This is a genomic window from Tenacibaculum singaporense, from assembly GCF_003867015.1.
GTDB lineage: Bacteria > Bacteroidota > Bacteroidia > Flavobacteriales > Flavobacteriaceae > Polaribacter > Polaribacter singaporensis.
The window spans coordinates 2179788-2206301 of sequence record NZ_CP032548.1; the positions used below are offsets into that span (position 1 = coordinate 2179788).

Annotated in this window: 31 protein-coding genes; 14 read left to right on the plus strand and 17 right to left on the minus strand. The window is 31.2% G+C overall.

What is annotated here, in order from left to right; genetic code table 11:
* Positions 1-60: 60 nt before the first annotated feature.
* Entirely contained in the window at positions 61-1338 is a 1278-nt protein-coding gene (gene fahA, locus D6T69_RS09675; protein WP_125067541.1) for a fumarylacetoacetase, read from the minus strand.
* A 168-nt stretch (positions 1339-1506) separates the two neighbouring features.
* On the opposite strand from fahA, the gene glyA reads away from it, so the two are divergent.
* Complete coding sequence (gene glyA, locus D6T69_RS09680) at positions 1507-2781, plus strand: serine hydroxymethyltransferase (RefSeq protein ID WP_125067542.1); 1275 nt, start codon at positions 1507-1509, stop codon at positions 2779-2781.
* 90 nt (positions 2782-2871) lie between these two features.
* On the opposite strand, the gene D6T69_RS09685 is transcribed toward glyA, so the two are convergent.
* The 4 genes from D6T69_RS09685 to D6T69_RS09700 are packed head-to-tail and all read right to left on the minus strand — an operon-like array spanning position 2872 to position 5685.
* Complete coding sequence (locus D6T69_RS09685) at positions 2872-3558, minus strand: hypothetical protein (protein ID WP_125067543.1); 687 nt, start codon at positions 3556-3558, stop codon at positions 2872-2874.
* Positions 3542-4459: an ATP-grasp domain-containing protein gene (locus tag D6T69_RS09690; protein ID WP_125067544.1), complete on the minus strand. Its 918-nt coding sequence runs from the start codon at positions 4457-4459 to the stop codon at positions 3542-3544. The genes D6T69_RS09685 and D6T69_RS09690 overlap by 17 nt, the downstream gene beginning before the upstream one ends.
* A gap of 38 nt (positions 4460-4497) precedes the next feature.
* Positions 4498-5157, minus strand: coding sequence for a pyridoxamine 5'-phosphate oxidase family protein (locus tag D6T69_RS09695; RefSeq protein WP_125067545.1), 660 nt, complete (start codon positions 5155-5157; stop codon positions 4498-4500).
* Positions 5158-5163: 6 nt separating this feature from the next.
* Positions 5164-5685: a DinB family protein gene (locus D6T69_RS09700; RefSeq protein WP_125067546.1), complete on the minus strand. Its 522-nt coding sequence runs from the start codon at positions 5683-5685 to the stop codon at positions 5164-5166.
* 82 nt (positions 5686-5767) lie between these two features.
* On the opposite strand from D6T69_RS09700, the gene pdxR reads away from it, so the two are divergent.
* Complete coding sequence (gene pdxR / locus D6T69_RS09705; RefSeq protein WP_125067547.1) at positions 5768-7264, plus strand: MocR-like pyridoxine biosynthesis transcription factor PdxR; 1497 nt, start codon at positions 5768-5770, stop codon at positions 7262-7264.
* Here pdxR and D6T69_RS09710 read toward each other — a convergent pair.
* From D6T69_RS09710 to D6T69_RS09745, 8 genes are all read right to left on the minus strand, one after another.
* A complete protein-coding gene (locus D6T69_RS09710; RefSeq protein ID WP_099214411.1) occupies positions 7261-7452 on the minus strand; it encodes a hypothetical protein in 192 nt (63 codons plus the stop codon). The two genes, pdxR and D6T69_RS09710, sit on opposite strands and share 4 nt — an antisense overlap.
* A 10-nt stretch (positions 7453-7462) precedes the next feature.
* On the minus strand, positions 7463-7837 hold the full coding sequence (locus D6T69_RS09715; protein WP_125067548.1) for a hypothetical protein: 375 nt from the start codon (positions 7835-7837) through the stop codon (positions 7463-7465).
* A 43-nt stretch (positions 7838-7880) separates the two neighbouring features.
* Positions 7881-8210, minus strand: coding sequence for a roadblock/LC7 domain-containing protein (locus D6T69_RS09720; RefSeq protein WP_125067549.1), 330 nt, complete (start codon positions 8208-8210; stop codon positions 7881-7883).
* Positions 8211-8420: 210 nt separating this feature from the next.
* Positions 8421-8675: a hypothetical protein gene (locus D6T69_RS09725; protein ID WP_125067550.1), complete on the minus strand. Its 255-nt coding sequence runs from the start codon at positions 8673-8675 to the stop codon at positions 8421-8423.
* Complete coding sequence (locus tag D6T69_RS09730) at positions 8662-9036, minus strand: hypothetical protein (protein WP_125067551.1); 375 nt, start codon at positions 9034-9036, stop codon at positions 8662-8664. The genes D6T69_RS09725 and D6T69_RS09730 overlap by 14 nt, the downstream gene beginning before the upstream one ends.
* 34 nt (positions 9037-9070) lie before the next feature.
* On the minus strand, positions 9071-9409 hold the full coding sequence (locus D6T69_RS09735) for a roadblock/LC7 domain-containing protein (RefSeq protein ID WP_125067552.1): 339 nt from the start codon (positions 9407-9409) through the stop codon (positions 9071-9073).
* A 214-nt stretch (positions 9410-9623) separates the two neighbouring features.
* Positions 9624-10469, minus strand: coding sequence for a peptide chain release factor N(5)-glutamine methyltransferase (prmC, locus tag D6T69_RS09740; RefSeq protein ID WP_125067553.1), 846 nt, complete (start codon positions 10467-10469; stop codon positions 9624-9626).
* 22 nt (positions 10470-10491) lie between these two features.
* Positions 10492-10983: a GNAT family N-acetyltransferase gene (locus tag D6T69_RS09745; protein ID WP_125069247.1), complete on the minus strand. Its 492-nt coding sequence runs from the start codon at positions 10981-10983 to the stop codon at positions 10492-10494.
* A 52-nt stretch (positions 10984-11035) separates the two neighbouring features.
* Between D6T69_RS09745 and D6T69_RS09750 the strand changes: the two genes are divergently transcribed.
* The 12 genes from D6T69_RS09750 to D6T69_RS09805 all read left to right on the plus strand — a co-directional run bounded on the left by D6T69_RS09750 (position 11036) and on the right by D6T69_RS09805 (position 22655).
* Complete coding sequence (locus D6T69_RS09750; protein ID WP_125067554.1) at positions 11036-11500, plus strand: LEA type 2 family protein; 465 nt, start codon at positions 11036-11038, stop codon at positions 11498-11500.
* A gap of 1 nt (position 11501) precedes the next feature.
* Positions 11502-12539 carry a bifunctional diaminohydroxyphosphoribosylaminopyrimidine deaminase/5-amino-6-(5-phosphoribosylamino)uracil reductase RibD gene (gene ribD, locus D6T69_RS09755; protein ID WP_125067555.1) on the plus strand — a complete coding sequence of 346 codons (1038 nt, stop codon included), beginning with the start codon at positions 11502-11504 and terminating at the stop codon, positions 12537-12539.
* Positions 12532-13143: an HAD-IA family hydrolase gene (locus D6T69_RS09760; protein ID WP_125067556.1), complete on the plus strand. Its 612-nt coding sequence runs from the start codon at positions 12532-12534 to the stop codon at positions 13141-13143. Before ribD ends, D6T69_RS09760 begins: the two co-directional genes overlap by 8 nt.
* Positions 13140-14003 carry an EamA family transporter gene (locus D6T69_RS09765; protein WP_125067557.1) on the plus strand — a complete coding sequence of 288 codons (864 nt, stop codon included), beginning with the start codon at positions 13140-13142 and terminating at the stop codon, positions 14001-14003. The genes D6T69_RS09760 and D6T69_RS09765 overlap by 4 nt, the downstream gene beginning before the upstream one ends.
* Positions 14003-14620: an IMPACT family protein gene (locus D6T69_RS09770; RefSeq protein ID WP_206197804.1), complete on the plus strand. Its 618-nt coding sequence runs from the start codon at positions 14003-14005 to the stop codon at positions 14618-14620. The genes D6T69_RS09765 and D6T69_RS09770 overlap by 1 nt, the downstream gene beginning before the upstream one ends.
* A gap of 116 nt (positions 14621-14736) precedes the next feature.
* Entirely contained in the window at positions 14737-15087 is a 351-nt protein-coding gene (locus D6T69_RS09775; protein ID WP_125067558.1) for a hypothetical protein, read from the plus strand.
* Positions 15088-15291: 204 nt separating this feature from the next.
* Positions 15292-17061, plus strand: a complete 1770-nt coding sequence (gene rpsA / locus D6T69_RS09780) for a 30S ribosomal protein S1 (protein ID WP_047788829.1) — start codon at positions 15292-15294, stop codon at positions 17059-17061.
* Positions 17062-17216: 155 nt separating this feature from the next.
* Positions 17217-18611 (plus strand): phosphoglucosamine mutase, encoded by a 1395-nt coding sequence (gene glmM, locus D6T69_RS09785; RefSeq protein WP_125067559.1) that lies wholly within the window; start codon positions 17217-17219, stop codon positions 18609-18611.
* A gap of 31 nt (positions 18612-18642) precedes the next feature.
* Positions 18643-19461, plus strand: coding sequence for a hypothetical protein (locus D6T69_RS09790; protein WP_206197847.1), 819 nt, complete (start codon positions 18643-18645; stop codon positions 19459-19461).
* A 102-nt stretch (positions 19462-19563) separates the two neighbouring features.
* The gene (locus D6T69_RS09795) at positions 19564-21030 is read left to right on the plus strand and encodes an aminotransferase class V-fold PLP-dependent enzyme (RefSeq protein ID WP_125067560.1); all 1467 of its coding nucleotides are present in this window, start codon (positions 19564-19566) and stop codon (positions 21028-21030) included.
* Positions 21031-21037: 7 nt separating this feature from the next.
* The gene (locus D6T69_RS09800; protein ID WP_125067561.1) at positions 21038-22093 is read left to right on the plus strand and encodes a M14 family zinc carboxypeptidase; all 1056 of its coding nucleotides are present in this window, start codon (positions 21038-21040) and stop codon (positions 22091-22093) included.
* A gap of 82 nt (positions 22094-22175) precedes the next feature.
* Positions 22176-22655 (plus strand): Lrp/AsnC family transcriptional regulator, encoded by a 480-nt coding sequence (locus D6T69_RS09805; RefSeq protein ID WP_047788824.1) that lies wholly within the window; start codon positions 22176-22178, stop codon positions 22653-22655.
* 137 nt (positions 22656-22792) lie between these two features.
* Here D6T69_RS09805 and D6T69_RS09810 read toward each other — a convergent pair whose 3' ends face one another.
* The 4 genes from D6T69_RS09810 to D6T69_RS09825 form a co-directional block, all read right to left on the minus strand.
* A complete protein-coding gene (locus D6T69_RS09810; protein ID WP_125067562.1) occupies positions 22793-23488 on the minus strand; it encodes a pseudouridine synthase in 696 nt (231 codons plus the stop codon).
* Between the two features lie 4 nt (positions 23489-23492).
* Complete coding sequence (locus D6T69_RS09815) at positions 23493-24695, minus strand: multidrug effflux MFS transporter (RefSeq protein WP_125067563.1); 1203 nt, start codon at positions 24693-24695, stop codon at positions 23493-23495.
* Between the two features lie 266 nt (positions 24696-24961).
* The gene (locus D6T69_RS09820) at positions 24962-25354 is read right to left on the minus strand and encodes a DUF6438 domain-containing protein (RefSeq protein WP_125067564.1); all 393 of its coding nucleotides are present in this window, start codon (positions 25352-25354) and stop codon (positions 24962-24964) included.
* A 63-nt stretch (positions 25355-25417) separates the two neighbouring features.
* Positions 25418-26410 carry a zinc-binding metallopeptidase gene (locus D6T69_RS09825; protein ID WP_125067565.1) on the minus strand — a complete coding sequence of 331 codons (993 nt, stop codon included), beginning with the start codon at positions 26408-26410 and terminating at the stop codon, positions 25418-25420.
* Positions 26411-26514 lie beyond the last annotated feature (104 nt).

Here is a 26514-nt window from a genome sequence, read left to right on the forward strand (position 1 = left end):
AATAAAAAAATCCAGTTCAAAAGAACTGGATTTTTTTATGTACAATTTTGATTAAAACGTTTATTTAGCAGGCAAAATTTTACCTAAGCATTCACCAAAACCAATACGGATTTTTTCATTTTTACAGTAACCGCGCATAATAACTGTATCGTTATCATTAATAAATTTACGCTCACTACCATCATTCATTTTAATAGGATTTTGACCTCTCCAAGTTAATTCTAGCATAGATCCAAAGCTATCCTGAGTAGGTCCAGAAATAGTACCACTACCCATCATATCACCTGCATTTACAGGACATCCGTTTACCGTGTGATGCGCTAATTGTTGTACCATTGTCCAGTACATATACTTAAAGTTAGAGTTACATACAACAGTTTCTTCTTTACCCTCTGGTTGAATAGCCATTTGTAAATTGATGTCGTAACTATCTTTTCCTTCTTTCTTTAGGTAAGGTAATGGTTCGTATACTTGTTTAGGGTTGTCTACTCTAAAAGGTTCTAAAGCATCTAAGGTTACAATCCATGGAGAGATTGTTGAAGCAAAATTCTTTCCTAAGAAAGGCCCTAATGGAACATATTCCCAAGCTTGAATATCACGAGCAGACCAGTCATTAAATAATACCAATCCAAAGATATATTCTTCTGCTTCTTCAATAGGAATTCTGTCCCCTAAATCGTTTGCTACTGTTGTAATAAACGCCATTTCTAATTCAAAATCTAATAATTTTGAAGGTCCAAAGTTAGGTGTAGTTTCTCCCTCACTAGGACGTTGTTGTCCTACAGGACGACGAATTGGAGTTCCAGAAGGTACAATTGAAGAGCTTCTTCCGTGGTAACCGATAGGTATTTGTAGCCAGTTTGGTAGTAACGCATTTTCAGGATCTCTAAATAAACTACCTACATTAGTTGCATGTTCTTTACTGGCATAAAAATCGGTATAATCTCCTACAGCTACAGGAAGTTGCATTTCAACTTCATCCATTCTAAAGATTATCTTGTCTTTATGCTCAGCATTATCTCTTAGTTTACTATTTTTTACATCAAAAATATCAGCAATTCTATTACGAACTAAACGCCATGTCTTGCGTCCATCAGCTATAAAATCATTTAAGGTATCTTGTAAAAAGATATCATCTGTTAACGGAATTCCATCAAAATATCCTAATTGATGTAAGGCACCTAAATCAATTGCGTAATCACCAATTCTTGTACCAATCGTTATGATATCATCTTTAGTTAGAAAAACCCCAAAAGGTATGTTTTGAATAGGGAAATCTGAGTTTTCAGCTACAGTTAACCAAGATTTTCTATTCGGGTTATTAGCAGTTATTTCCATTTATCGTTTTTGTTATATTTTCATCAAACCTACATATTTTTTTCAATTTACCCCAAAAAGATGAGTAAAAAAAATGTGAAAGTATTTTTGTAGATACTTCTTGTAAAATCCATATAATTTGAATAATAAAATTAGTACTTTTGGCTACTTTATGTAACAACACACAACATGCAAAAAGATCATCAAATATTTGATTTAATTCAAGAAGAAAAAGAACGTCAACTAAACGGTTTAGAGTTGATTGCTTCTGAAAATTTTGTAAGCGACCAAGTAATGGAAGCTCAAGGATCAGTTTTAACCAATAAATATGCTGAAGGATACCCAGGTAAACGTTATTACGGAGGATGTGAAGTAGTAGATATCGTTGAGCAAATTGCGATTGATAGAGCTAAAGAATTATTTGGAGCTGAGTATGTAAACGTACAACCACACTCTGGAAGTCAAGCAAATACAGCGGTTTTTGCTGCTTGTTTACAACCAGGAGACACTATTTTAGGATTTGATTTATCTCATGGTGGTCACTTAACTCACGGTTCACCAGTAAACTTTTCTGGTAAATTATACAATCCAGTATTTTATGGTGTAGATAAAGAAACGGGGTATATTGATTATAATCATTTAGAGCAGCAAGCTAAAGAGCATAAACCAAAATTAATTATTGCAGGAGCTTCAGCATATTCTCGTGATATAGACTTTAAGAAGTTTAGAGAAATTGCCGATAGTGTTGGTGCTATTTTAATGGCTGACATTTCACACCCAGCAGGATTAATTGCAAAAGGAATTTTATCTGATCCGTTACCTCACTGTCATATTGTTACCACAACAACTCACAAAACGTTACGTGGACCTCGCGGGGGAATGATTATGATTGGAAAAGATTTTGAAAATCCATTCGGGTTAAAATTAAAATCAGGAAAATTAAAGAAAATGTCTACATTGATTAATTCTGCGGTATTCCCAGGAAATCAAGGTGGACCATTAGAGCACGTTATTGCTGCAAAAGCAATTGCTTTTGGTGAGGCATTAACAGATGAGTTCTTAGAATATCAAATTAAAGTAAAAGAAAATGCCCAAGCAATGGCTAAAGCATTTGTAGCAAAAGGATATGAAATTATTTCTGGAGGTACAGACAACCATTGTATGTTAATTGATTTACGTAATAAAAACATTACAGGTAAAGCTGCTGAAGAAGCTTTAGGAAAAGCTGAGATTACTGTAAATAAGAACATGGTTCCTTTTGATACAGAATCTCCATTCGTAACTTCAGGTATTCGTTTAGGAACTGCTGCTGTTACTACTCGTGGTTTAAAAGAAGCAGATATGGAAGTAATCGTTGACTTAGTTGATGAAGCGTTAATGAATGCTGATAATGATGAAGTATTAGAGGCAATAGGAGAGAAGGTGTATGATTTAATGCATGACAGACGCTTGTTTATTATGTAGAAGAAGTCTCTTCAAATAAGTATAAATAAAAAGGTCGCTCTAAAATGTTTTATAGCGATCTTTTTTTATTGTTTGTAAGTTTCAATAATGTTAATTATAGGCTTTTACATCTCCCATATCTAGAATACCAACTGGCATTTCATGTTTTGTTGGTAGTATTGCCCCAGATTCAGTTGTAATCCAGTCACTCCATGTGGCTTCCATTCCGCCTGTAGGGATTATAGAAACCCACATTTTATAACTGGTAGGTCTGCCGTTTTCGTCTAAAATCCATAAATAAGAATCTCCTGGAGTTGATCCTCCCGTAGTATAAGTAATCAATAAAGCATCTTTCCCTTCATATTGTGTAATTCTACGTTCAATTCCGTTTTCAAATACTTTATAGGGAGCCACTAACCAAAAACTATCATTGTTAAAGTAGTCTATTGCTTTTTGAAGTATTTCGTTGTCTTTAACTTCTTTTTCGTTTACTAAAACAACACTTTTTTCGGGGCTTTTTGTGTGTAAGGTTACTTTATTGGTGTCCCAAGATACTTCAACAATGTTTTCTTGTTTGTCCCATTTATAAAAATGTTTTCCTCTAAAACTCCACTCAATAAAACGAGTATCTTTATAAGCTTCATAATTCAATGCTTCAAGCATTTTAGTAGCTAAAGCATCTGCTTCAGGTCCTTGTTCACCTGTAGGAAGACTTTCATTGTTTTTAAAATAAAAAACAGCTAATACAATAGCTCCAATTAGCAATAGTATCCCTAATACTTTAAATAACTTCTTCATTTTTATTTGTTAATTGTTTAATTCCTTTAGCTAATTCATCTGCTGCGGCAGGGTAATTTCTAAACCAAAGCTCTGGTTCAATTAGTTCTAATTCAGCAATAGCTAATTTACCATAATTATCAGTAAAAATATCAACACGTGCATAAATAGGAGTTTCTACACAAGCTTTAACAGCATTTTCAGCAAAAGCGATTTCTTCTTTAGTAGGTATGTAGTTGTGAACTGAGCCTCCAAAATCGTCTTGCACTCTAAAGTCTCCTGATTTTGCTATTTTTAAAACAGCGTGTGTAAACTTACCATTCATAACCATTAACGAAATTTCTCCTTTTTCAATTATGTTATACTGAAAAGGCTGGATAATCATAGCTTCTTCTGTTATTAACGAAGAGAAAGTCTCTTCATATTCGTTTATATTTTCTGAATTGATTTTGTAAGTGTGTCTCGCAGCACCAGAAATACAAGGTTTTAAAACAAAATCTTTTAAATCATACTTTAGAGAAAGTTCTTTTAATGTAGACTGTGTTCCTTTTTCAATGAAATAGGACTCACAAATATGAATTCCGTTTTGTTGTAAGTCTTGTAAATAATGTTTATCAATATTCCAACGAATAATTTTTTCCGAATTTAATAGTGTTGTTTGTTTACTTACAGTATTTAACCATTTTGAAAATTCAGGAAATCGATCAAAATAATCCCAAGTGGTTCTAAACAAAATATACTTTGTTGTGGACCAATCAAAAGTAGCATCATCCCATGAGAGACGAGCTACTTTTAAACCTTGATTTTCAAGAGCTGTTTTGACATAATTGTCTTCATCTAATACATTCTGGATATAGTTGTCAAGATTTTGAGGGTTTACATACCTCTTATCTGTGAGAATAATAACATCGTAATTTTTCATATATGCAATGTAGCGCTATTTTTAAAGTTATAAAATGCTTATTTATGCATATTATAATACTCTATTACGTGATTTGGTACTTTTATATTTTCTCTTAGTTTTTTATCTGAAATGGGAGGGAGGGCTATTTGTTTTAAAGGGACTAATCCTGCCCAAACAGGTAAAAGTTCATCTTCAGGCTCATCGTTAACTCCAACATCTCTAATTTTTGCTGAAGCAGTTTCAATTGTCATCTCTACTACTAATGTTCTATCAAGTTCTTCAGCTTTCATTGGTCTAATATCATCCCAACGTCCCTTCATCATATGTTCCATAAAACAATATAAAGCAGCTTCTTTTTCCTTAGGGTTTTCTACCCTTTTTATTGAACCATATAATGTTGCTGATCGATAATTTACAGAATGATGTAATCCTGAACGTGCCAAAACTAAAGCATCTAAATGCATTACTGTCATGCTCATTTCTCCAGCATCTAAAAGCGATAATAACATTCTATTGGCTTGCGAGCTGTGTAAGTATATTTTATTACCATTCCTTCCATAAGCCATAGGTAAAGAAATAGCTTTCCCTTGGTGTATATATCCTACAAAACCTATAAAGCCTGCATCTAAAATAGTGTTGATTTTTTCAACATCATAAACTGCTCTTTTTTGGCCTCTTTTAACTCTATTAAGTTTTAATTTTTGATATTCTTGCATGAAATTTTATTTTAAATAACGCTCTTTAATAATATCCATATGCCAAACACTATGACCTAATAAGATAAAAGCACAAGCTCTTGCAGAGGCGGGAGAATTGTTAGCTACTCCAATATTGCATAAGTTTTCGTTTGATATACTGTTTAATAAGTTAATTGAATATGAGCGGGTTGTTTTAAACTCTTCCAATAAAGCTTCTATTGTTTTATTATCAGCTCCTGATGGTTTTATATAAATCTCTTGATCAAAACCTTCAATTGGAGTCATATCTTTTCTAGAAATTCGTAGTATACGATACATAAAAACACGTTCAGTATCAATTATGTGCTGTAATACTTCCTTTATACTCCATTTTTCTGGTTGATAACGATATTCTAGCTTGTCTTTTGAAATAGATGAGAAAAACCTTATAACAGTTTCTTTATCGTTTTCAAAGCCTTCTTTTAAATCTGTGTTATCAGGTACTTTGGATAAATACCCAGCATAAAATTCATTAAACTCAGTTGGTTGTAGTTCTTGTTTTTTCATTGTTTAGATTATTTACTTTTTCAAATGTAGTATATTTATGGTCTATTATATTAATCCAGTTTTTAAATAATTAATAGTCCAGATGTTTCCTTATAAAACTTCATTAAAACTTAATAAGAACCTTAAAGAGCCTTTATACTTGCAGCTAGCAAATCAATTTATATTATTAATTAGAGAAGGAAATCTACCTCCAGGGACAAAACTAGTAGGTTCAAGAACTTTGGCTGATTTGCTACAAGTGCATAGGAAAACAGTTGTTGCTTGTTATGAGGAGTTGTTACTGCAAGGGTGGGTAGAGAGTATTCCTAAAAAAGGAACTTTTGTAAACAAAAGTTTACCCCTTGCTCAGAAAACAACATTGGTTGGTACGTTTAAAACATCTAAAAAGAAAAGCTCAGGATTTAATTTTTACGACAACAATTGTTTATCAGAGAAAAAAACTGAGAAAAGAAAAGGAGTAATATATATAAATGATGGTACTTCAGATACAAGACTTACACCAACAGAAGAAATAGCTAGGATTTACAGGAAAATAGCCTCTAAAAAGAGTGCTTATACTTTTTTGGATTATAGCTCAACACATGGAAATGTAAAGTTAAGAGAAGTGTTGGCTGTGTATTTAAATAATTCACGTGGTTTAAAAATAAGTAAAGAAAATATTCTAATTACTCGTGGTAGTCAAATGGGAATGTGGTTGTCTTCTCAACTACTTTTAAAAGAAGGTGATATAATAGTTGTTGGAGAGACTAATTACTCTTCTGCAGATATTACTTTTCAGTATCAAAAAGCGCAAATTAAAAGGGTTTCAGTTGATGAAAATGGTCTAGTAATTGATCAAATTGAAAAACTATGTAAAAAACAATCTATAAAGGCTGTTTATGTTACTTCTCATCATCATCACCCAACAACTGTTACTTTATCTGCTGAGAGGAGAATTCATCTATTAAATCTAGCTCAAAAGCACAATTTTGCTATTATTGAAGATGACTATGATTATGATTTTAATTATAATCATGCCCCAATTTTACCTCTAGCAAGTCATGATAGTTCTGGAAACGTTATTTATATAGGTTCTGTATGTAAAACTGTAGCGCCAGTTTTTAGAGTAGGGTATTTAGTAGCTTCTGAAGATTTTGTAAACGAAGCCGCAAAACTAAGAGGGTACGTTGATAGACAAGGTGATGCTTTATTAGAATTAACCTTTGCTGAATTTATAAAGTCTGGAGATTTAGATCGGCATATACGTAAACTGATGAAAATATATTTACAACGTCGAGATTTATTCTGTGAGTTATTAAAAAATAAATTAGGAGATTATTTCCAATTTGAAGTACCAAAAGGAGGAATGGCTATTTGGGTTCATCTAAACAAACAATATTCCTGGAGTGAAGTAGCAAAAGAAGCAAGTAAACATCAACTTGAAGTAGGAGAGTGGCAACGTTATGATTTAGTAAATAAAAAGCATAATGCTATACGAATTGGCTTTGCTAGTTACAATGATGAAGAGATTAAACTATTAATTGAAAAACTAAAACAAACATTTAAGAGTATAAAAAAAGTGCCTATTAAGCACTTTTAAAACATATCTTTTACTAAATCATTCATACTATCATATTCTTTGAATAGGAATCCGAAAAAGTCTTTACTCTTCTTTTCTTCTGACTTTAATTCACCTTCAGAAAATCGATACTTGCGAAACTCTTTTAGAGTTTGGTTTAGGTGCTTTTTTAAGGGTTTGTCTATAGATAAATGATTTGTGTTTTTCACAATTATATTTTTATAATGCGTTATTTAACTCTACTTTATATTTGTTTAATAAAGCCTTAGTAATACCTAAGTTAGCTTCTTTAGAGTCTACAGCTAAGTAAACAAAATAAGTACCACTAGGAGCAATATTGATAATATGAACTTGACTAGATAAAGTAATAGTAATATCTTGAATTTCTTCATTTAACCCTAGTGCATCTATAGCTTTTAATTTAGCTTTAACAACACCTAAGTTGTAAGCTGAAGCTAAATTAGGGTCAAAATCAGGGTTTGCTGTAAATGAATCATATGCTTCACCAGAACTAACGTCTGTAATTGAAACAGCAATAAACCCAGGGACATTACTCTTTAAGTTTTCGATAAAATCATTAATAATTTCTTTCATTCTAAATAGTTGTTATAATAATTAATTAAAAAATATTTTGTATTTATCGAAGGGTCACATTTTTAAGTGTTAGTTTAATCATAGCTAATTTAGAAACATCATCAGCCAATAGACAAACAATATGGTTGTTGTCGTATTTGTTAATAACTACCAAGCCTTCGTTTGAAGTTAAAACTAATTGATTAAGGCTTCCAGATTCTAAAGCATCTTGAAAAAACTCATGAGCCATAGTAACAATAACATTTGCCATTGCTGCTATATTGTTCTCTTTAGAGATATTATAAGAATCAACTACTTGTCCCTTAGAGTCAAAAACGATACCTTTATCAGCCTCAGACTCTTGTATTAAAGTTTGTAAGTTTACTTCCCCCATTTAAGTTTTTTGTAACTATTTTTTTGTTTTCATGTCTCCCTTCCCCGTTTAAGACACTATTTTTTTTAAAGGGTCACAAAAATAAGTTGTTATTTTAATATTTTTTTCTAGATATATTTCTTTGTGATTTTTTTAACAATTTCATTAAGGTAAAAGATAGTATATCAGATAGATAGAGTGGTGATTCTAAAAGACTTCAATTTTTTTGAGTTAATGGTCTTGTGGTTTTTGTTTTTTGAATTTAATTAGATCTAGAACATTCTCAAACCTAGGTTCAAAAAAGAAATCATAAACAGCATTTTTTAAATCGTTAACATTGTTTATGTTAGGAGCTTCTTCATAATCGATAGCTGATTCATTTAACAATACTTTAGTTTTGTATTCATTTTGAAAAAAGCTTATATATTTTTGAAACTCACTATCGATATTTATTTTTTTAATATCAATAGCTTTATAAGACTTCATTTAATTCTGCTTTATATTTTTTTAGCATTGTTCTAGTAAGTGCTAAATTAGCTCTGTTAGAATCAACAGCCAGATAAATAAAATACTCTCCACTTGGAGACATATCTACAACATGAATATGATTATCAAGTTTAAAATGAATATCATTAAGGTTTTCTTTTAGACCTAAGATGTCTATAGCTTTACGCTTGGCATTTATAATTTCAACATTATAAGCACAAGCTAAAGCAGGATCAAAATTTGAATCAGCAGAATCAGATGCTAAAGATTCTCCAGAAGCTATTTCAGCTACACTAATTGCAATATACCCAGGTATATTTTCTTTTACATTTTGAACTAAGTCGGTTAGGATTTTTTCCATAAATTCCGGGGGTTTTTAGGTTAAGTAATAAATATTAAATGTTAATAGTATTTGTTTCTTTTTTAAGCATTAAGTTTAAAAGACCTATATTGGTGTTTTTATCAGCCAAAAAGCATAGTACATATTCTTTGTATTTGAACAACAAAAGAGCTTCCTTATCTGACTTTAAAATCATTTCATTTAACTCTGTTTTAAAGAACAGATTAAAAAAATTACTAGACATATTAAAAACGACAGCGTCAAAAGCTGCTATTTTGTCTTTGATTTCTACCAAATCGTTGTCATGAGGATAAAAATCGACAATTTTTCCTTCGTTGTCAATAAGATAAATGGCAGTAGTTTTAGTTTCTAAAAGTAATTTTTGTAAATCCAATTTCTATATAACTTTTACAGCTAATATAAACTTTTTTATTATTGAAAAAAAACTTTAAATACCATTTATATTAAAAAAAAGTGTTTTTTATGTTAAAAAAATGATTAAAAAAAAGATTTCAGTTTATTGTGTTGAGTATAGTTTAATAAGAGATACTAATGAAGAGATGCTTCTTTGCTAATTTTTGATAATAGCTAACCAATTATTAGGGTATTTATAAAGAAGCCTTAATCATTCGATCGTTACCAAACATGTCTTTTTGAAGTTCTATTTGTGTAAAGCCTTTGCTTTTTAGCATATCAACAGTTTCTGAACCAAGGTATTGGTTGATCTCAAAAAAAAGCAGTCCGTTTTTAGTTAAGTTGCTCTTAGCTAAATCGGCTATTTTTTTATAAAAAAGAAGAGGGTTGTCATCTTTAACAAACAAAGCTAAATGTGGTTCGTTTTTTAATACATTATTTTTTATTTCTACTTTTTCCAATTCACGTACATAGGGAGGATTGGAAACAATAATATCAAACATACCATTTAGCCTTTTAGTTTTTAAAATATCTTCATTTATAAAGGAAATCTCAACTTCATTCAATTTAGCATTCTGCTTAGCTATTTCTAATGCTTCTTCAGAAACATCAATAGCACTAAAATTTGAGCTAGGTAAATTCTTTTTTAAACTAATAGGTATACAACCGGTACCAGTACCTATATCCAAAATATTACGTTTATCATTTACACTGATTTCTTCTAGAATCCACTCAACAAGTTCTTCAGTTTCAGGTCGAGGAATTAATGTGTTTTCATTAACCTTAAAAGGAAGTCCATAAAATTCTGTTTTACCTAGTATATATTGAATAGGTTCTTCTTTTTTTAATCGTTCCAAAGCTTTGTCTAATAACTCCTTTATATTAGAGGATATTTCAATATTAGGTTGTAATATGAGATCTATACGTTTGAGGTCTAAATATTCTTCTATTAATAAAAAGAAAAATGAATCAACTTCTGTTTGAGGAAAAACTGATTTTAACTCTTCGGAAAAATATGATTTGTATTGTTTTAATTGCATATTGCTTCTCTAAATGTAGTTTTTACAAATCTTTTAACATCCATATATTACAAGAATAATGTCCTGTGTTGCCTAAAGGTTCTTCCAAGTCAATAAAACCATTTTTTCTATATAAAGTTGTAGCTGCCTTCATGTATGGTAAAGTTTCTAAGTAACATTGCTTGAAACCTTGGTTTTTAGCTTTATTCATACAAAAATTTATTAATCTGCTACCAATGCCTTTTCCTCTCACTATTGGTAAGAAATACATTTTTTGAAGCTCACAAATACTCCCTTCAAAATTATCTAATTGAGCAAAACCAGCGCCTCCAACTACAACACCATTATGTTCAACAACAAAATACCCAGCCTTTTCTTTTTGGTAGGTCTCATACATTTCATCAGTAGCCTTATCTTCATAAGCGGTTCCTACTTTTGGAGCTCCAAGCTCGATTAATACATCACGAATAACTTTAGCTATTTGGGCATTATCTTGTGGTTTAATTTCTCTAATAATAAAATCAGATGGTGTCATAGGAATATAGTACTTTTGCAAGAGCAAAGTACCCAAAAAAACACGAGTTTTCATGAAGAAATTCATTTATTTTTTACCTTTTTTATTGCTAATTATTAGTTGTTCGGTAAAACAAAAACCGATTTTTTTAAAAGTTGATGATATAAAATTACTATCCGCTTCTACAGACACGATTAGAGTTGGTGCCAATGCTTATTTTGAAAATCCTAACGATATAGGTGGTAAAATAGCTACTGATGAAATTAAAGTATTAATTGATGAAGTAGAAGTAGCACAGGTTTCTTCTGAAGAGTTTAAAGTTCCAGCTCGTAAAGAATTTCATATTCCACTAAAAGTGGTAATTCCTTCAAAAAGAGTATTTGAAAATAATAAAAACGGAATTTTTGGAGGTGTTTTAAACTCTTTAATAAATCAGCGTTTGAAAATTCATTTTAAAGGAGATTTAAAATATAAGGTTTTAGGTTTTTCACATGTATATCCTATTGATAAAGTAGAAAATGTAAAAATTAAATTCTAGCATTATGAATCATGAATTTTACATATTACGCTGCTTAGAATTAGCTAAAAATGGAATAGGAACTACAAGACCAAATCCATCTGTTGGAGCTGTAATCGTTCATAATAACAAAATAATAGGAGAAGGGTTTACATCTCCTTATGGAGGTCCTCATGCAGAAGTAAATGCTATAAACGCTGTTCAAAATCAAGAGTTACTCAAAGAAGCAACTATATATGTTACGTTAGAACCATGTTCTCATCATGGAAAAACACCTCCCTGTGCAGATTTAATAATAGAGAAAGGAATACCTAACATTATTATAGGGTGTGTAGATACAAATAGTTTAGTAGCGGGTAAAGGTATAGAGCGTCTTAAAAAAGCTGGTAGAAATGTAATTGTAGGTGTTTGTCAGAAAGATTGCATAGAACATCACAGACGTTTTTTTACCGTTCAAAATAAAAAGCGTCCTTACATTATTTTAAAATGGGCTGAAACGAAAGACGGATTCATAGCTCCATTAAAAAAGGATGAGCAAAAACCAGTATGGATTTCCAACCAATATTCTCAACAGTTAGTCCATAAATGGCGTAGTGAAGAGCATGCTATTTTAGTTGGAACGAATACGGTAATTGCAGACAATCCGTCACTGACAGTTCGTAATTGGAAAGGAAATAACCCTATAAGAATTGTTATTGATAAAAACTTACGAATTCCGTCAGAAGTAACTGTTTTTGATGGAAATGTAAAAACAATAATTGTAACAGAAGAAAAGAAAGAGGAAAATCAACATGTCATTTACGAACAAATCAATTTTTCTTTTCAAGTGGCGGAACAAATTTGTGAAGTGTTGCACAAACACCAAATACAGTCAGTGATAATTGAAGGTGGTGCTAAAACATTACAAACATTTATCGATGCAAATTTATGGGATGAAGCTAGGGTTTTTATTGGTGATGTAATTTTTGGAAAAGGAGTAAAGCATCCAATTTTTAACGCTAAGCTATCTTCTGAAGAAAAAGTAGATAACGATACTTTAAGAATATATAGGAATGATTAAAAATATCATTTTTGATTTTGGTGATGTATTCATCAATTTAGACAAAGAAGCAACATATAAAGAATTAGCAAAATTAGGAGTTACTGAAATTTCTGAAGAAATGATGCAACAATATTATCAGTATGAAATGGGATTGATTTCGACTGATGAGTTTGTGTCCTTTTTTCATGATAAATTCAATATTTCAAAAGAAGATTTAATCCGTTCGTGGAATGCTATTTTATTAGATTTCCCTAAGCATCGATTGAGTTTTTTAAAAGAATTAGCAGCCAGTAATCAATATCGACTGTTTTTACTAAGCAACACTAACGATTTACATATTTCTTGGATTCAAAAAGATTGGGGCGAAGAGTTGTATAACGAATTTAAAAGTTGTTTTGAACAGTTTTATTTATCACACGAAGTTAATTTCAGAAAACCAAATGCTGATATTTTTGAGTTTGTGTTACAAGAGAATAGTCTACAAGCTTCTGAAACCTTTTTTATAGACGATACCAAAGAGAACACTGACACTGCACAACAATTAGGAATTCAAGTGTGGAATAATTGTCCAAAAACAGAGGATGTGGTCGACTTATTAAAACGAAAAGAGTTTATAGCGTGATATACTTAATTTTTAGCATTCTTATCTCTAGTTTACTGTTTGTAATTTTTAAACTCTTTGATGTTTTTAAAGTAAACACATTACAAGCTATTGTTTTAAATTATGCTGTAGCACTGTCTTTTGGTTTTGTGCATTCTGAAGTTTCAATGACGGTAGCTGAGATACCAGATCAACCTTGGTTTCTAGGAGCTTTTATTTTAGGTTTTTTATTTATTACTGTGTTTAATGTAATGGGGATTACAGCTCAAAAAAATGGACTTTCAGTAGCTTCAGTAGCCGGTAAAATGTCGGTGGTAATTCCAGTACTTATCGGAATCTTTTTGTATAACGAAAGCATCGGGTTGGTGAAAGTTGTAGGAATAATATTAGCATTGATAGCAGTATATTTATCCTCAGCAAAGAGTGATACTTCTCCTGTTCAATTTAAGAATTTATTATTTCCATTATTACTTTTTTTAGGTTCAGGAAGTATTGATACATTATTAAAGTATACCGAAACTACTTATGTTCCTAAAGAAGCCGTACCAATGTTCTTATCAACTATTTTTGGATGCGCATTGCTTTTCGGTTTTTTCTTTTTAATGGCCCAATTACTAAGTAAAAAAGGAGGATTTGAATGGAAAACGTTGCTTGGTGGAGTTGCTTTAGGAGTTCCTAACTATTATTCTATGGAGTTTTTATTAAAAGCTTTACAAACAAAAGGACTTGAAAGTTCTACAGTTTTCACCATAAATAATGTATCTATAGTGATATTAACCACGGTATTTGCTCTTACATTTTTTAAAGAGAAATTGGTCAAAAAAAATTGGATTGGTATTGGGCTTGCCATAATTAGTATTTTATTAGTAGTTTCGGCATAATGAATGAAGAAATAAAAGACACTTACAAAACGATTACAAAACCCTCTGAGGAAACCTTGTTTAAAGACCGAAACAGTAAGTTTTTCGGATATGCTTTTCCTGTTTTTTCAGAAGAAGACATTAAAGAACGATTAGAAGAACTTCGTAAGCAGCATCACACGGCACGTCATCATTGTTATGCGTGGCAATTGGGAACAGAAAAGATTCGTTTTCGTGCTAATGATGATGGGGAGCCAAGTAATTCAGCAGGTCAACCAATTTACGGACAAATACAATCTTTTGATGTAACCAATGTCTTAATTGTTTCGGTACGTTATTTTGGAGGAACTAAACTTGGAGTAGGAGGATTGATTAATGCCTATCGCACTTCTGCGCAATTAGCATTAGAAGCTTCTGAGATTGTAGAGAAAACTATTGATATTCACTATAAGCTGAAATTTGGTTACGATATGATGAATAAAGTACAGCGTATTATTAAAGAACGAAACTTAGATATCATTAATCAAAAATTAGAATTAGACTGCGAGTATACTATCTCGGTGCGAAAAAAAGAAGCTGAAAGTATTTTTGAAACTTTTAATGATTTGTTTAAAGTGGAGATTAAGGAAATAAAGTAGCTTTTAGATGAAAGGTTTTCTATATACCATTAATTTACGGCTAATATTTAATAAAATTATTTTTAATAAACTGAAATAGTTTATTTTAGTCCTATATTAACTGTAAAAAAACGAATATGAAAAAACTAACCTTCATTGTATACTTATTCATTTCTTCTTTTCAACTTTTTTCGCAAGCACAAGCTGAAGTAAGAAAAGAAAATATTTGCAAGGGAGCAGCAATTAGTGTTGTAGCTAATGTGAAACCTTTTATTGATAACGGTTTTTCTAAATCTGAAATTATAGAAATGGGGAAGGAGCTTGTAAAAGATGTTATAAAAGATTCACCTACTAAAGCCTATGATTTATTAAAAGCTAAAAAATCAAAAAGTGAAGTAATTGAGATACTTTACAATGATTTTATGAAGTTGGATGAAAAAGTTGTACTAAAATTTTTATTAAAACCACAACCGGATGATGATGATTAAAATCATCTACTTAATCTAAGTAACTAACCTCCTAAAAACCAAAACATTTTAGGTTACTTCAAGAATTATTCGTAAATTTGCACGCCTTTTTACGAGTACAGATTTAAAAAGGGTAGAAAATAACATTTATTAAGTTTAATTTCTCTTGGCGTTAGCATCGTTAAAAATCTGGTTAGCAAAAAGATACAAATATTTATTTCAGACATGTCTGAAGAAACAAAAAACACAGCAGAAGCTGTAAATCCAGCAGAATTTTTAGCAACCTTTAACTGGCACAAATACGAAGAAGGTATTGATGAAGTTGATGAGTCTAAATTAAAAGAATTTGAAAAAGCCTTAGAAGGTACAGTTGGGTTCGTAAACGAGCGCGATGTTATCGAAGGTGAAGTAGTACGTATTACTGATCGTGATGCTATTATCGACATCAACTCTAAGTCAGAAGGTGTAATTTCGTTAAACGAATTCCGTTACAATCCAAATTTAGCTGTTGGAGACAAAGTAGAAGTATTAGTTGACAAAAGAGAAGACTCTTCTGGTCAATTAGTATTATCTCACAAAAAAGCACGTGTAATCAAAGCTTGGGATCGTGTTAACAATGCACACGAAACTGGTGAAATCGTTAACGGTTTTGTTAAGTGTAGAACTCGTGGAGGTATGATCGTTGATGTATTTGGTATTGAAGCATTCTTACCAGGTTCTCAAATTGATGTGAAGCCTATCCGTGACTACGATCAATATGTAGAAAAAACTATGGAATTCAAAGTTGTGAAAATCAACCACGAATTTAAGAACGTAGTAGTATCTCATAAAGCATTAATCGAAGCTGATTTAGAAGATCAAAAACGTGAAATTATCGGTCAATTAGAAAAAGGACAAGTACTAGAAGGTGTTGTTAAAAACATTACTTCTTATGGTGTATTTGTTGACTTAGGAGGTGTTGACGGATTAATTCACATTACTGATTTATCTTGGTCTCGTATCAACCACCCGAACGAAGTTGTTGAGTTAGATCAAAAATTAAACGTTGTAATCTTAGACTTTGATGATAACAAGTCAAGAATTCAATTAGGATTAAAACAATTATCTGCTCACCCATGGGAAGCTTTAAATGCTGATTTAAAAGTTGGTGATAAAGTAAAAGGTAAAGTAGTTGTTTTAGCTGATTATGGTGCATTTGTAGAGGTTGAAGAAGGAGTAGAAGGATTAATCCACGTATCTGAAATGTCATGGTCAACTCACTTACGTTCTGCACAAGATTTCGTAAAAGTTGGTGATGAAGTAGAAGCTCAAATCTTAACATTAGACCGCGAAGAGCGTAAAATGTCTTTAGGTATGAAGCAATTACACCCAGATCCATGGACAGATATTACTACTAAATACCCAGTAGGTTCTAAACACACTGGTACTGTACGTAACTACACTAACTTTGGTGTATTCGTAGAGTTAGAAGAAGGTATTGATGGATTAGTATATATCTCTGATTTATCTTGGACTAAGAAAATTAAGCACCCATCAGATTTCGTAACTGTAGGTGATCAATTAGAAGTTCAAGTATTAGAATTAGACGTAGAGAACCGTAAATTAAACTTAGGTCACAAGCAAACTCAAGATAACCCTTGGGATGCTCATGAATCTACTTATACAATCGGATCTATCCACGAAGGTACTATCAAAGAGAAAAATGATAAAGGTGCAACTGTAGTATTTGCTGATGGTGTTGAAGCTTTCGCTCCAACTCGTTTCTTAGAAAAAGAAGACGGAGGTAAATTAGCTAAAGGTGACGAGACTAAGTTCCAAGTAACTGAGTTTAGTAAAGAGTACCGTAGAATTGTTGTTTCTCATACTTCTATCTTTAGAGAAGAAGAACAAAAGAACATCAAAGCTGCTGCTGCTAAAGCTCAAGAAGTAGAGAAAACTACTTTAGGAGATATCGGTGGATTAGCTGAATTAAAGAAGAAAATGGAAGGAAAATAATCCGAACAATTTCTTAAAATGTAAAAACCGTTAAGCTTGTAAAGCTTAGCGGTTTTTTTAATTCCTTATGTAACAAATGTTACAGTTAAAGCTCTCCCTTTTTAAAGGATACTTTCTTAAATAGCTTTATATTTGCTCACCAATTAAAAATTAATATGACACTTATTAAATCTATATCAGGTATTAGAGGTACCATAGGCGGAAATACAGGTGACAACTTAACACCTATAGATGCTGTAAAATTTGCAGCAGCTTACGGTACGTTTATAAAAAAGAAAAACTCCGAAAAAGAAAAAATTACCATTGTAATAGGTAGAGATGCCCGTATTTCGGGTAAAATGATAAGTAACTTAGTCGCAAATACACTAGTCGGTTTAGGAATTGATGTAATCGATTTAGGTTTATCTACAACACCAACGGTTGAAGTTGCTGTTCCTTTAGAAAAAGCGGATGGAGGTATTATTTTAACTGCTTCACACAATCCAAAACAATGGAATGCTTTAAAATTATTGAATGAAAAAGGAGAGTTTTTAAACGGTGAAGATGGAGTGGAAATTTTAAAGATTGCTGAAAATGATGCTACTATACAGTTTGCTGAAGTTGATGATTTAGGATCATATAGAAAAAAGAAGAACTACATTAAGAAACATATCAAAGAAGTTTTAAAACTAGATTTAGTAGATAAGAAAGCCATCAAAAAAGCGAAATTTAAAGTTGTTGTTGATGGTGTAAACTCTACTGGAGGAATTGCTATTCCTGCTTTATTAAAAGAGTTAGGAGTAAAATGTATAGAGTTATATTGTGAACCTAACGGACACTTTCCACACAATCCAGAACCTTTAAAAGAACACTTAACGGATATTTCTGAATTAGTAGTGAAGGAAAAAGCAGATTTAGGTATTGTAGTTGACCCTGATGTAGACCGTTTAGCTCTAATTTCTGAAGATGGCTCTATGTTTGGAGAAGAATACACTTTAGTAGCTTGTGCCGATTATGTTTTAGGTCAATTAGGAGGTGGTAACACTGTTTCTAACTTATCATCTTCAAGAGCCTTACGTGATGTTACTGAAAAACATGGAGGAATATACACGGCAAGTGCAGTAGGAGAGGTGAACGTAGTACAAATGATGAAGGATACCAATACTGTAATTGGAGGAGAAGGTAATGGAGGAATTATTTATCCTGAGTCTCATTATGGAAGAGATTCATTAGTAGGAGTCGCTTTATTTTTATCACATTTAGCACACAAAAAGACATCTTGTAAAGCCTTAAGAGATTCATATCCTAGCTACTTTATGAGCAAAAATAAAATCCAGTTAACACCACAAATTGATGTTGATAAGATTTTAGAAACCATGGCTAACAACTATAAAAATGAAGATGTAAACACTATTGATGGCGTAAAAATTGATTTTGCTAACGAGTGGGTACACTTACGTAAGTCGAATACCGAGCCAATCATCAGAATTTATGCAGAAAGTACTAGCCAAGACAATGCAGATGCTTTAGCCAAAAGATTTATCACTGAAATACAACAAATAATACAATAGTTCTTTGAAATTAAAAATAGTAAGTTTATTAATGCTGATGGTTTCAGCATCAATAATGGCGCAGGAGAAAAACGAAGAAATCATTCAAAAGAAAAAAGTAACTAACAAAGGAAAATTCTTCGTCTATTGGGGATGGAACTGGGCTAGTTATTCTAATTCAGATATTCGTTTTAAAGGAGCAAATTACGATTTTACGTTACAAAATGTAAAAGCTCAAGACAGACAAACAAAGTTTTCTTTTAATGATTATTTTAATCCAGGTAGAGTGACTATTCCTCAAACTAACTATAGAATAGGATATTTTTTCAAAGAAAACTATACTGTATCTATTGGAGTAGATCATATGAAATATGTAATGATAGCTGATCAAGATGTAAAAATCAATGGAAACATTAATATAGGAAACACAAAGTATGATGGAACATATAATAATGAAACCATCAATTTAGCAGGCGATTTTTTACGTTTTGAGCATACCGACGGTTTAAATTACCTTAATGTAGAAGTAAAGCGTTTTGACGATGTAAGCCACTGGTTTGGTTTAAACTTAGAAAACTTACAAATCAATTTAACAGAAGGTGTTGGGCTTGGTATTTTATATCCAAGAACTAATACAACCTTATTAGGTATGGAGCGCCACGACGATTTTCATTTATCAGGATACGGAGCTTCTATTGGAGGTGGTTTAAATATCACATTTTTAAAACACTTTTTTGTACAGGCTGATTTAAAAGGAGGGTATATTTATATGCCAGATGTTAAGACAACTAAAAGTTCTGTAGATTCCGCCTCACAAAGTTTTTACTTTTTTGAGAATACCATTTTAATAGGAGGTAAATTTAGACTTTAATAACAAAGTGTTATAAATACGTTAATATTATAACTATTTTAGGCTAACTAGTAGTATACTGCTAATTTTACGTAACATAACAAACAACTAGAGATTTCAACTATGGATTTAGAACAGTATTTTGATAAGTTCAGAAAAAATATTGTAGGTATAGATCAAACTTTTCAAACACCATACGGTGAAAAGAAAATGATTTATACAGATTGGACTGCAAGCGGAAGATTATATCGACCTATAGAAGAACAACTTTTAAATAAGTTTGGACCTTTTGTAGCCAATACACATACAGAAACTTCAACTTCAGGAGCAGCTATGACTTTAGCGTATCATGAAGCTCGAAATATCATCAAGCGTCACGTAAATGCATCTTCTAACGATGTATTAATTACGGAAGGGTCTGGTATGACGGGGGTTGTGAATAAATTTCAGCGTATTTTAGGGCTAAAAATAAATGAAAATTTAAAAGAAAACACACAGGTTCCAGATGAAAAAAGACCTATTGTCTTTGTAAGTCATATGGAGCATCACTCAAACCAAACATCTTGGATTGAAACTATAGCAGATGTAGAGGTTGTTCCTTGTAATGATGAAGGTTTAGTGTGTTTAGATAAGTTTGAAGAAACTATAAAAAAGTACTTAGATAGACCTATTAAAATAGCTTCTATAGTAGCAGGATCAAATGTAACAGGAATAAAGACTGACTATCATAAAGTAGCTTCATTAATTCATAAATATGGAGGTTTGTGCTTTGTTGATTTTGCCTGTTCTGCACCTTATGTTGATATTGATATGCATCCTGAAAAAGAAGATGAATATTTAGATGCTATTTTCTTTTCTCCACACAAATTTTTAGGAGGCCCGGGAAGTTCTGGGGTGTTGATTTTTAATAAAAAGTTGTATAAAAATATGGTTCCTGATAACCCTGGAGGAGGCACAGTTAGTTATACAAACCCATGGGGACAGCATGATTATTTTGATGATGTAGAGACGCGTGAAGATGGGGGAACACCAGCTTTTTTACAAACTATTAAAATAGCTTTATGTATTCAGGTAAAAGATCAAATGGGTACAAATAAAATAAAGGAACGTGAAGATGAAATCAATCCAATTATTTTTAACTGTTTAGAAAATTTGGAAGGAGTTAAAATATTAGCTCCAGATCATAAAGATCGTTTGAGTATTTTTTCTTTCTATTTTGAAAAATATCACTTTAACCTTGTTGTAAAATTATTAAATGACCGATTTGGAATTCAAACTAGAGGTGGATGTTCATGTGCAGGAACTTATGGACATTTCTTATTAAATGTAGATCAAATAAGATCAAATGAAATAAAAGGTCAAATATTAGAAGGTTGTAATACAGAAAAACCAGGTTGGGTACGTTTATCAGTACATCCAACAATTACAAATGAAGAAGTACAATTTATTTGTGAATCGTTACAAGCGTTAGCTGAAAATATTGAAGAATGGTCTAAAGACTATGAGTACGACATTGCTAAAAATGATTATGTACATAAAACCATTGAACCAATTGAAAAGCAACTGGTAACTGATTGGTTTTCGTTATAATTATGATATGACACACTTAAATAGCTCTTTTTTAGAAGACAATTATTCAAAAATTAAAGAAGACTCTATATCTGGAAGGTGGATAACACTAACAGATATAGAGCCTTTATATTTAGGCTTACAAAACTCAGAAATTCAAACAAAAATTATTGGAGAATCTGAAGAAGGAAGGGCCATTTATAAATTAAAACTGGGAAAGGGTAAAAAAAGAATTCTTGTTTGGAGTCAAATGCATGGTAATGAAAGTACAGGAACCAAAGCTGTATTCGATTTTTTAAACTTCTTACAACGCTTTCCTACTCACCAAATAACAAAATCTATTATAGATAATTGTAGTATTACCATTGTTCCTATGTTAAATCCAGATGGAGCACAAGCATACACACGTGTTAATGCTAACAATGTAGACTTAAATAGAGATGCTGTTGAGTTAGAGGCCAAAGAGAGTAAACTTTTACGTAGTGTTTTAGAAGAAGTAAATCCTCAATTTTGCTTCAATTTACATGATCAAAGAACCATTTTTGGTGTTGAAGGAACTAAAAATCCAGCGACAATATCGTTTTTAGCACCTTCAGAAGAAGAAAAAAGAACAATTACAGAAGGGAGAAAAGAAACTATGAATGTAATTGTTGCTATGAATGATTTGTTACAAGAAATTATACCCAATCATGTTGGTCGTTATACAGATGAATTTTATCCAACTGCTACAGGAGATAATTTTCAAAAGCTAGGACACAATACAATATTAATTGAAGCGGGGCATTTTGCGGGTGATTACGACAGGGAAGAGGTTAGAAAATTCAATTTTTACGCGCTATTACAGGGAATATACCATATTTCTTCAGTAGAAAGCTTTAAAGAATTTGAAAAATATTTAGCTATTCCTAACAATATCAAGAACTTCTACGATGTGATTTATCGATCAAAAAATAATGAAAAAGATGTTGCATATCAGTATGTAGAAACTATAGAAAATGATAAATTTGCACTCGTTTTAACAAAGGAAAAAGAAGGTAACTTATCTATGTATTTAGCTCATAAAGAATTCATAAAAAACAGTTAAAAATTCTACTTTCTTTAAATAAAACTTATTTTTTTTAGAAAAAAACTATATTTTAGCAATATTACTTGAAGAAAACAAAAAAATGAAGAAGTTCATACTAGATGAGATTGATCATCAAATTTTAGACATTTTAATAGAGAATGCACGTACACCTTTTACAGACATCGCAAAGAAGTTGTTAGTATCTGCTGGTACTATACATGTACGTGTAAAGAAAATGGAAGACGAAGGAATTATTCAAGGGTCTACTTTAACCTTGAATTATGAGAAAATGGGGTATTCATTTATTGCTCACGTTGGAATTTTTTTAGAGAAGACATCTATGACGCAACATGTTTTAGACAATTTAAGATTGATTCCTAATGTAACTGTAGCCTACGTAACTGCAGGAAAATATAATATTTTCTGTAAAGTACGTGCTAAAAACACTAACGATGCAAAAGACATTATTTATAGAATAGATGATATTCATGGCGTTAATAGAACTGAAACAATGATTGCTCTTGAAGAAAGCATCAATGATAAAAAGCGTTTAATGCACGCAATTTTTAAAGATATTTAAAAACTATTTTTATAAAAGTTAAAAGGGTAGCATAATTATGCTACCCTTTTTTATTGTTTTCAATAAATTAACTGTTTCTATTCAAATAAAAACAGTATTTAATTTATAAAAAAGAGTAGAGTATAAGGAGACTATTATTATAAACTCCAATTAAACTTTTCATAAACTACATACCAATCTTTAGGGAAATCAGCTTTAATTAATAGTTTTTTATTCGAATATGGATGAATGAACTCTAAAGAATAAGCGTGTAAAAAAAGATTTTCACAATCAAAATTATCAATAAACATTGTATTGTGATTTTTATCACCATATTTGGGGTCTCCAACAAGTGGGTGACTAATTTTGTTCATATGGATTCGTAACTGGTGTAATCTCCCTGTTTTAGGGGCTAGCTTTACCAAACTATACCTAGATGTGTCATAAGGTTTTACAGGAATATTTACTGTAACCGTTTTTATAGTACTTAAATGTGTTTCTGCATCTTTATGTACGTTAGCGTCTCTTCCTTTTACTGGAGAATCTATAATTTTAGTTTCAGGAGCATGACCTCTAACAATTCCGTAATACGTTTTTTGTATTTCGTTTTTGGTAAACAGCTCTTGAAACTTGGCTACAAACTTTGTTTCTTTTGCTAGTAATATAATTCCAGACGTTTTTCTATCAAGACGATGAATTGGATACATTTTTTGATTGAATTGCTGTTGAATCATTTGTAACAAAGAGTCTTCATCAGCAACATTTCTAGAATGATGCGCGTGATGTACAACTACATTGTTAGGTTTTGATACGCACAACACATAATCATCTTCATAAATAACATCTAGCTTCATTATACTATTCGTTTACTGGTTTTAATTTGGTGAAATTTAAAAGGAGTAAAGATAACGCACCACATATAAAAAATCCCATAAAAAGTGGGAGAGTAGTGGTTTCAACATATTTCCCTATGAATGTAGCAATTGGTACTGCCATAATGGTAGATACAAACCCATTAATAGCAGCTCCAATACCAGCAATATGTCCAACAGGCTGCATTGCTAATGCTCGAAGGTTTCCAAATAAAAATCCGATTGAAAAAAACTGTAATGCAAAGAAAATTAATAGTATTACAATACTTGGATTTTCCTTTTGATAAAATAATGTTATATAAATAATGGGAACAGTTGAAAACATAATTAAAAAGAATGAAACGAGTTTATGCATTCCAAACTTCATAACAAATGAACCATTTAAAAAAGTAGCAAAACCAACAGAAATGGCTAAACCAGCAAAGATGTATGGAAATTCGTCTACCAATAAATACTGTTCTTGAAAAATTTGTTGTGAAGCACTTAAATATACCATAAACGACCCAGTGATAAAACCAGATATAAGTGTGAAAATAACAGCTTGTTTATATTTTATAAATTCTTTAGAACCATCTAAAAATAAACGAAATGCAAACTTGATTCTGTTTTCTTCTTGAAGAGTTTCTGGTTGACGCTTCCATAGCCAAAACATAACTACAACACCAAATATTAATTGACTATAAAATATAGATTTCCACCCGTAAGCATCCAACATTAACTTACCAATAGCAGGTGCTACAACAGGAACTAAAATAAAAATTACCACAATAAACGACATAATTTTAGCCATATAGTTCCCACTAAAGCTATCTCGAACCATAGCAATACTTATTGTTCTAGGAGCAGAGAGTCCTATTCCTTGTAAGACTCTTCCTAAAACCATCATTTCTATGTTAGTAGCACTAACACAAATAAAGCTTGCAATAACAAAAAGTATAAAACCTCCATAAATAACAGGTTTTCTTCCCAAACTATCAGAAATTGGGCCAGAAATTAACTGCCCAAAGCCTAGTCCTAAAAAAATCATTGTTACTAATAATTGGCTATCGTGTGATCCTTGTTGAACTCGAATACTAATACCTATTTGTTCTAAAGCTGGGAGTAATGCATCTATTGATAAAGCTACTAATGACATTAGAGAAGCCATTAAAGCAATGAATTCTAATTTCGATTGATTATTTTTTTGCATTAGGCAAAAATACTGCCTTTATTTTAGTTAGAAGTATGGAGAAAAGTTAAAAAAAAGGCTGCTTTTTTAACAGCCTTAAACAAACAATATCATAACTATATAAGTCTAATAAAAAAGACGCTGCCAAGAATAAAATGTAGTGAAACAAAAAAATGTAAAAAGTGAAGGGGCCTTTTATTCTATAAACAGCGTCGTATACTATATACATCTTACAGTCTATAAAACAGTTATATTTAAAATAACCCTACTTTTTTTGTTAAAAATTTTTAAATTTTAATTTTTTCTAGTAAAAATATTAATCTTTTCACTTTGTCATTTTTTTGAATTGCCAGTCTTTTCCCTTTAAACTTAAGGACTGTATTAGGAAAGTCTCTTGTCAACTTTTCTTTTGTTGTAAAATCAATTTCCTCTAATTCTTTTTTTATTTTTTCTACATCTTCAGTCTTAATAGAAAATTCATACACACCTAATTTAGAAACATTTTTAAATCCTTCATAAAAAACTTTTCCATCTTTAAATAGGTACATATCAAAAACAGGACATTTTCCTAGGCATTGAGTTTTTCCATAATATAAAAAAGCTTCTTCTTTTTTTATATTCTTTGAACTTGAACATTTTACTAATGTTATAGCCATTAGCATTAAAAAAATATATCTCATAATTTCTTTTAAAAATCAGTACTCTTAAAATAAAGAGTCTTTAAGAGTACTGAGTAGTTAAACTTAATGCCTTCTACATTTTGTTTTATGTGGATTCCCAAAAGAGTTGGCTTGTTTCCATGTTCCAGGTTTTGGTAACTCAAACGTTACAGCATCTCCTTTCTTTCTAAGAGCTAAGTTTTTTCTTATATGATCTCTAAAGTTTACTAATTCTTCTCTATTGTACATTAACAGTATTTTTTTCTCTGCTATAGTTTTACCTTCTGGTTTTTCTTTTAGTGTAGTAAATGTGGCAAAAACTTCAGCAATATCTTCACCGGGGTTTGTTGAAGCATATTGAGTTACATACCTTTCTTTGTACTTTTCATAAAACTTTTGTTGAGCAGATTCGTCTTTTTTAGCATCTTGATATTCACTCCAAATGTCATTCCAAAACTTAGAGTGTAACTCATTGATATAAGATTTTTCAAATGCACATCCTTCACCAGGGAAGTAATTTTTACAACTTTCTTGAGTTACAGCTGCATCTAATTGAGTGTCATTTAAGGTTAATACATGTCCAAATTCGTGAATGATAGTATAGGCCAATTCACCTCTAGCATTAAAACCTCCTTCGTAAGCATAGTTAATTGCAATTCCCATTCTCCAATCAGATAAATCTCTTTTAATCTCAATAACAAAGCCAGCACTTCCTGTAACTTCACCATTGTAAATTAAAAACTCGCTCATTTTTTTAAGTTGCTCAACAGGAACAATTTTCTTTACCAAGCTCCAAATCTCTTTGTGCTTAGCTACATCTTTTTGATACTCTAAATCTTTACCTGTTACTTTATAATCCTGAATTTTACTAATCTCATTTCCAGTTACTTTATATAAAGTAATTTCACCTTCGCTACCTTCAGCAGTTGTACCTGAATCCCCATCTGAATCAGGAGTTTCGCCAGAAGCTTCTGTAGGGTTTAATACTATTTCTTCATCGTTACTACACGATACATTTACCGCAAAAATTGATAAAACTATCAAAACAGGGATAATTATTCTTTTGATATTTCTCATACTGTTAAATTTTTTAATAATTGTTTAATCTCTTTTCCGCGGATATATTTATTAAACAGAAATATTAAAAATTACCCTACCAAAATAATTTCTTGAGCAAGTAT

Coding starts and splice junctions, on each gene's coding strand:
- D6T69_RS09745 (WP_125069247.1), bottom strand. CDS start 10,983: ATGACACCATCTGATTTTATTATTAGAGAAATTAAACCACAAGATAAT.
- D6T69_RS09730 (WP_125067551.1), bottom strand. CDS start 9,036: ATGGAAAAAATCCTAACCGACTTAGTTCAAAATGTAAAAGAAAATATA.
- D6T69_RS09695 (WP_125067545.1), bottom strand. CDS start 5,157: ATGCAAGAATATCAAAAATTAAAACTTAATAGAGTTAAAAGAGGCCAA.
- glyA (WP_125067542.1), top strand. CDS start 1,507: ATGCAAAAAGATCATCAAATATTTGATTTAATTCAAGAAGAAAAAGAA.
- D6T69_RS09685 (WP_125067543.1), bottom strand. CDS start 3,558: ATGAAGAAGTTATTTAAAGTATTAGGGATACTATTGCTAATTGGAGCT.
- D6T69_RS09715 (WP_125067548.1), bottom strand. CDS start 7,837: ATGAAAGAAATTATTAATGATTTTATCGAAAACTTAAAGAGTAATGTC.
- D6T69_RS09750 (WP_125067554.1), top strand. CDS start 11,036: ATGAAGAAATTCATTTATTTTTTACCTTTTTTATTGCTAATTATTAGT.
- fahA (WP_125067541.1), bottom strand. CDS start 1,338: ATGGAAATAACTGCTAATAACCCGAATAGAAAATCTTGGTTAACTGTA.
- D6T69_RS09775 (WP_125067558.1), top strand. CDS start 14,737: ATGAAAAAACTAACCTTCATTGTATACTTATTCATTTCTTCTTTTCAA.
- glmM (WP_125067559.1), top strand. CDS start 17,217: ATGACACTTATTAAATCTATATCAGGTATTAGAGGTACCATAGGCGGA.
- D6T69_RS09770 (WP_206197804.1), top strand. CDS start 14,003: ATGAATGAAGAAATAAAAGACACTTACAAAACGATTACAAAACCCTCT.
- D6T69_RS09690 (WP_125067544.1), bottom strand. CDS start 4,459: ATGAAAAATTACGATGTTATTATTCTCACAGATAAGAGGTATGTAAAC.
- prmC (WP_125067553.1), bottom strand. CDS start 10,469: ATGCAATTAAAACAATACAAATCATATTTTTCCGAAGAGTTAAAATCA.
- D6T69_RS09810 (WP_125067562.1), bottom strand. CDS start 23,488: ATGAAGCTAGATGTTATTTATGAAGATGATTATGTGTTGTGCGTATCA.
- D6T69_RS09815 (WP_125067563.1), bottom strand. CDS start 24,695: ATGCAAAAAAATAATCAATCGAAATTAGAATTCATTGCTTTAATGGCT.
- rpsA (WP_047788829.1), top strand. CDS start 15,292: ATGTCTGAAGAAACAAAAAACACAGCAGAAGCTGTAAATCCAGCAGAA.
- D6T69_RS09725 (WP_125067550.1), bottom strand. CDS start 8,675: ATGAAGTCTTATAAAGCTATTGATATTAAAAAAATAAATATCGATAGT.
- D6T69_RS09795 (WP_125067560.1), top strand. CDS start 19,564: ATGGATTTAGAACAGTATTTTGATAAGTTCAGAAAAAATATTGTAGGT.
- D6T69_RS09820 (WP_125067564.1), bottom strand. CDS start 25,354: ATGAGATATATTTTTTTAATGCTAATGGCTATAACATTAGTAAAATGT.
- D6T69_RS09700 (WP_125067546.1), bottom strand. CDS start 5,685: ATGAAAAAACAAGAACTACAACCAACTGAGTTTAATGAATTTTATGCT.
- D6T69_RS09790 (WP_206197847.1), top strand. CDS start 18,643: ATGCTGATGGTTTCAGCATCAATAATGGCGCAGGAGAAAAACGAAGAA.
- D6T69_RS09800 (WP_125067561.1), top strand. CDS start 21,038: ATGACACACTTAAATAGCTCTTTTTTAGAAGACAATTATTCAAAAATT.
- D6T69_RS09825 (WP_125067565.1), bottom strand. CDS start 26,410: ATGAGAAATATCAAAAGAATAATTATCCCTGTTTTGATAGTTTTATCA.
- D6T69_RS09805 (WP_047788824.1), top strand. CDS start 22,176: ATGAAGAAGTTCATACTAGATGAGATTGATCATCAAATTTTAGACATT.
- D6T69_RS09720 (WP_125067549.1), bottom strand. CDS start 8,210: ATGGGGGAAGTAAACTTACAAACTTTAATACAAGAGTCTGAGGCTGAT.
- pdxR (WP_125067547.1), top strand. CDS start 5,768: ATGTTTCCTTATAAAACTTCATTAAAACTTAATAAGAACCTTAAAGAG.
- D6T69_RS09760 (WP_125067556.1), top strand. CDS start 12,532: ATGATTAAAAATATCATTTTTGATTTTGGTGATGTATTCATCAATTTA.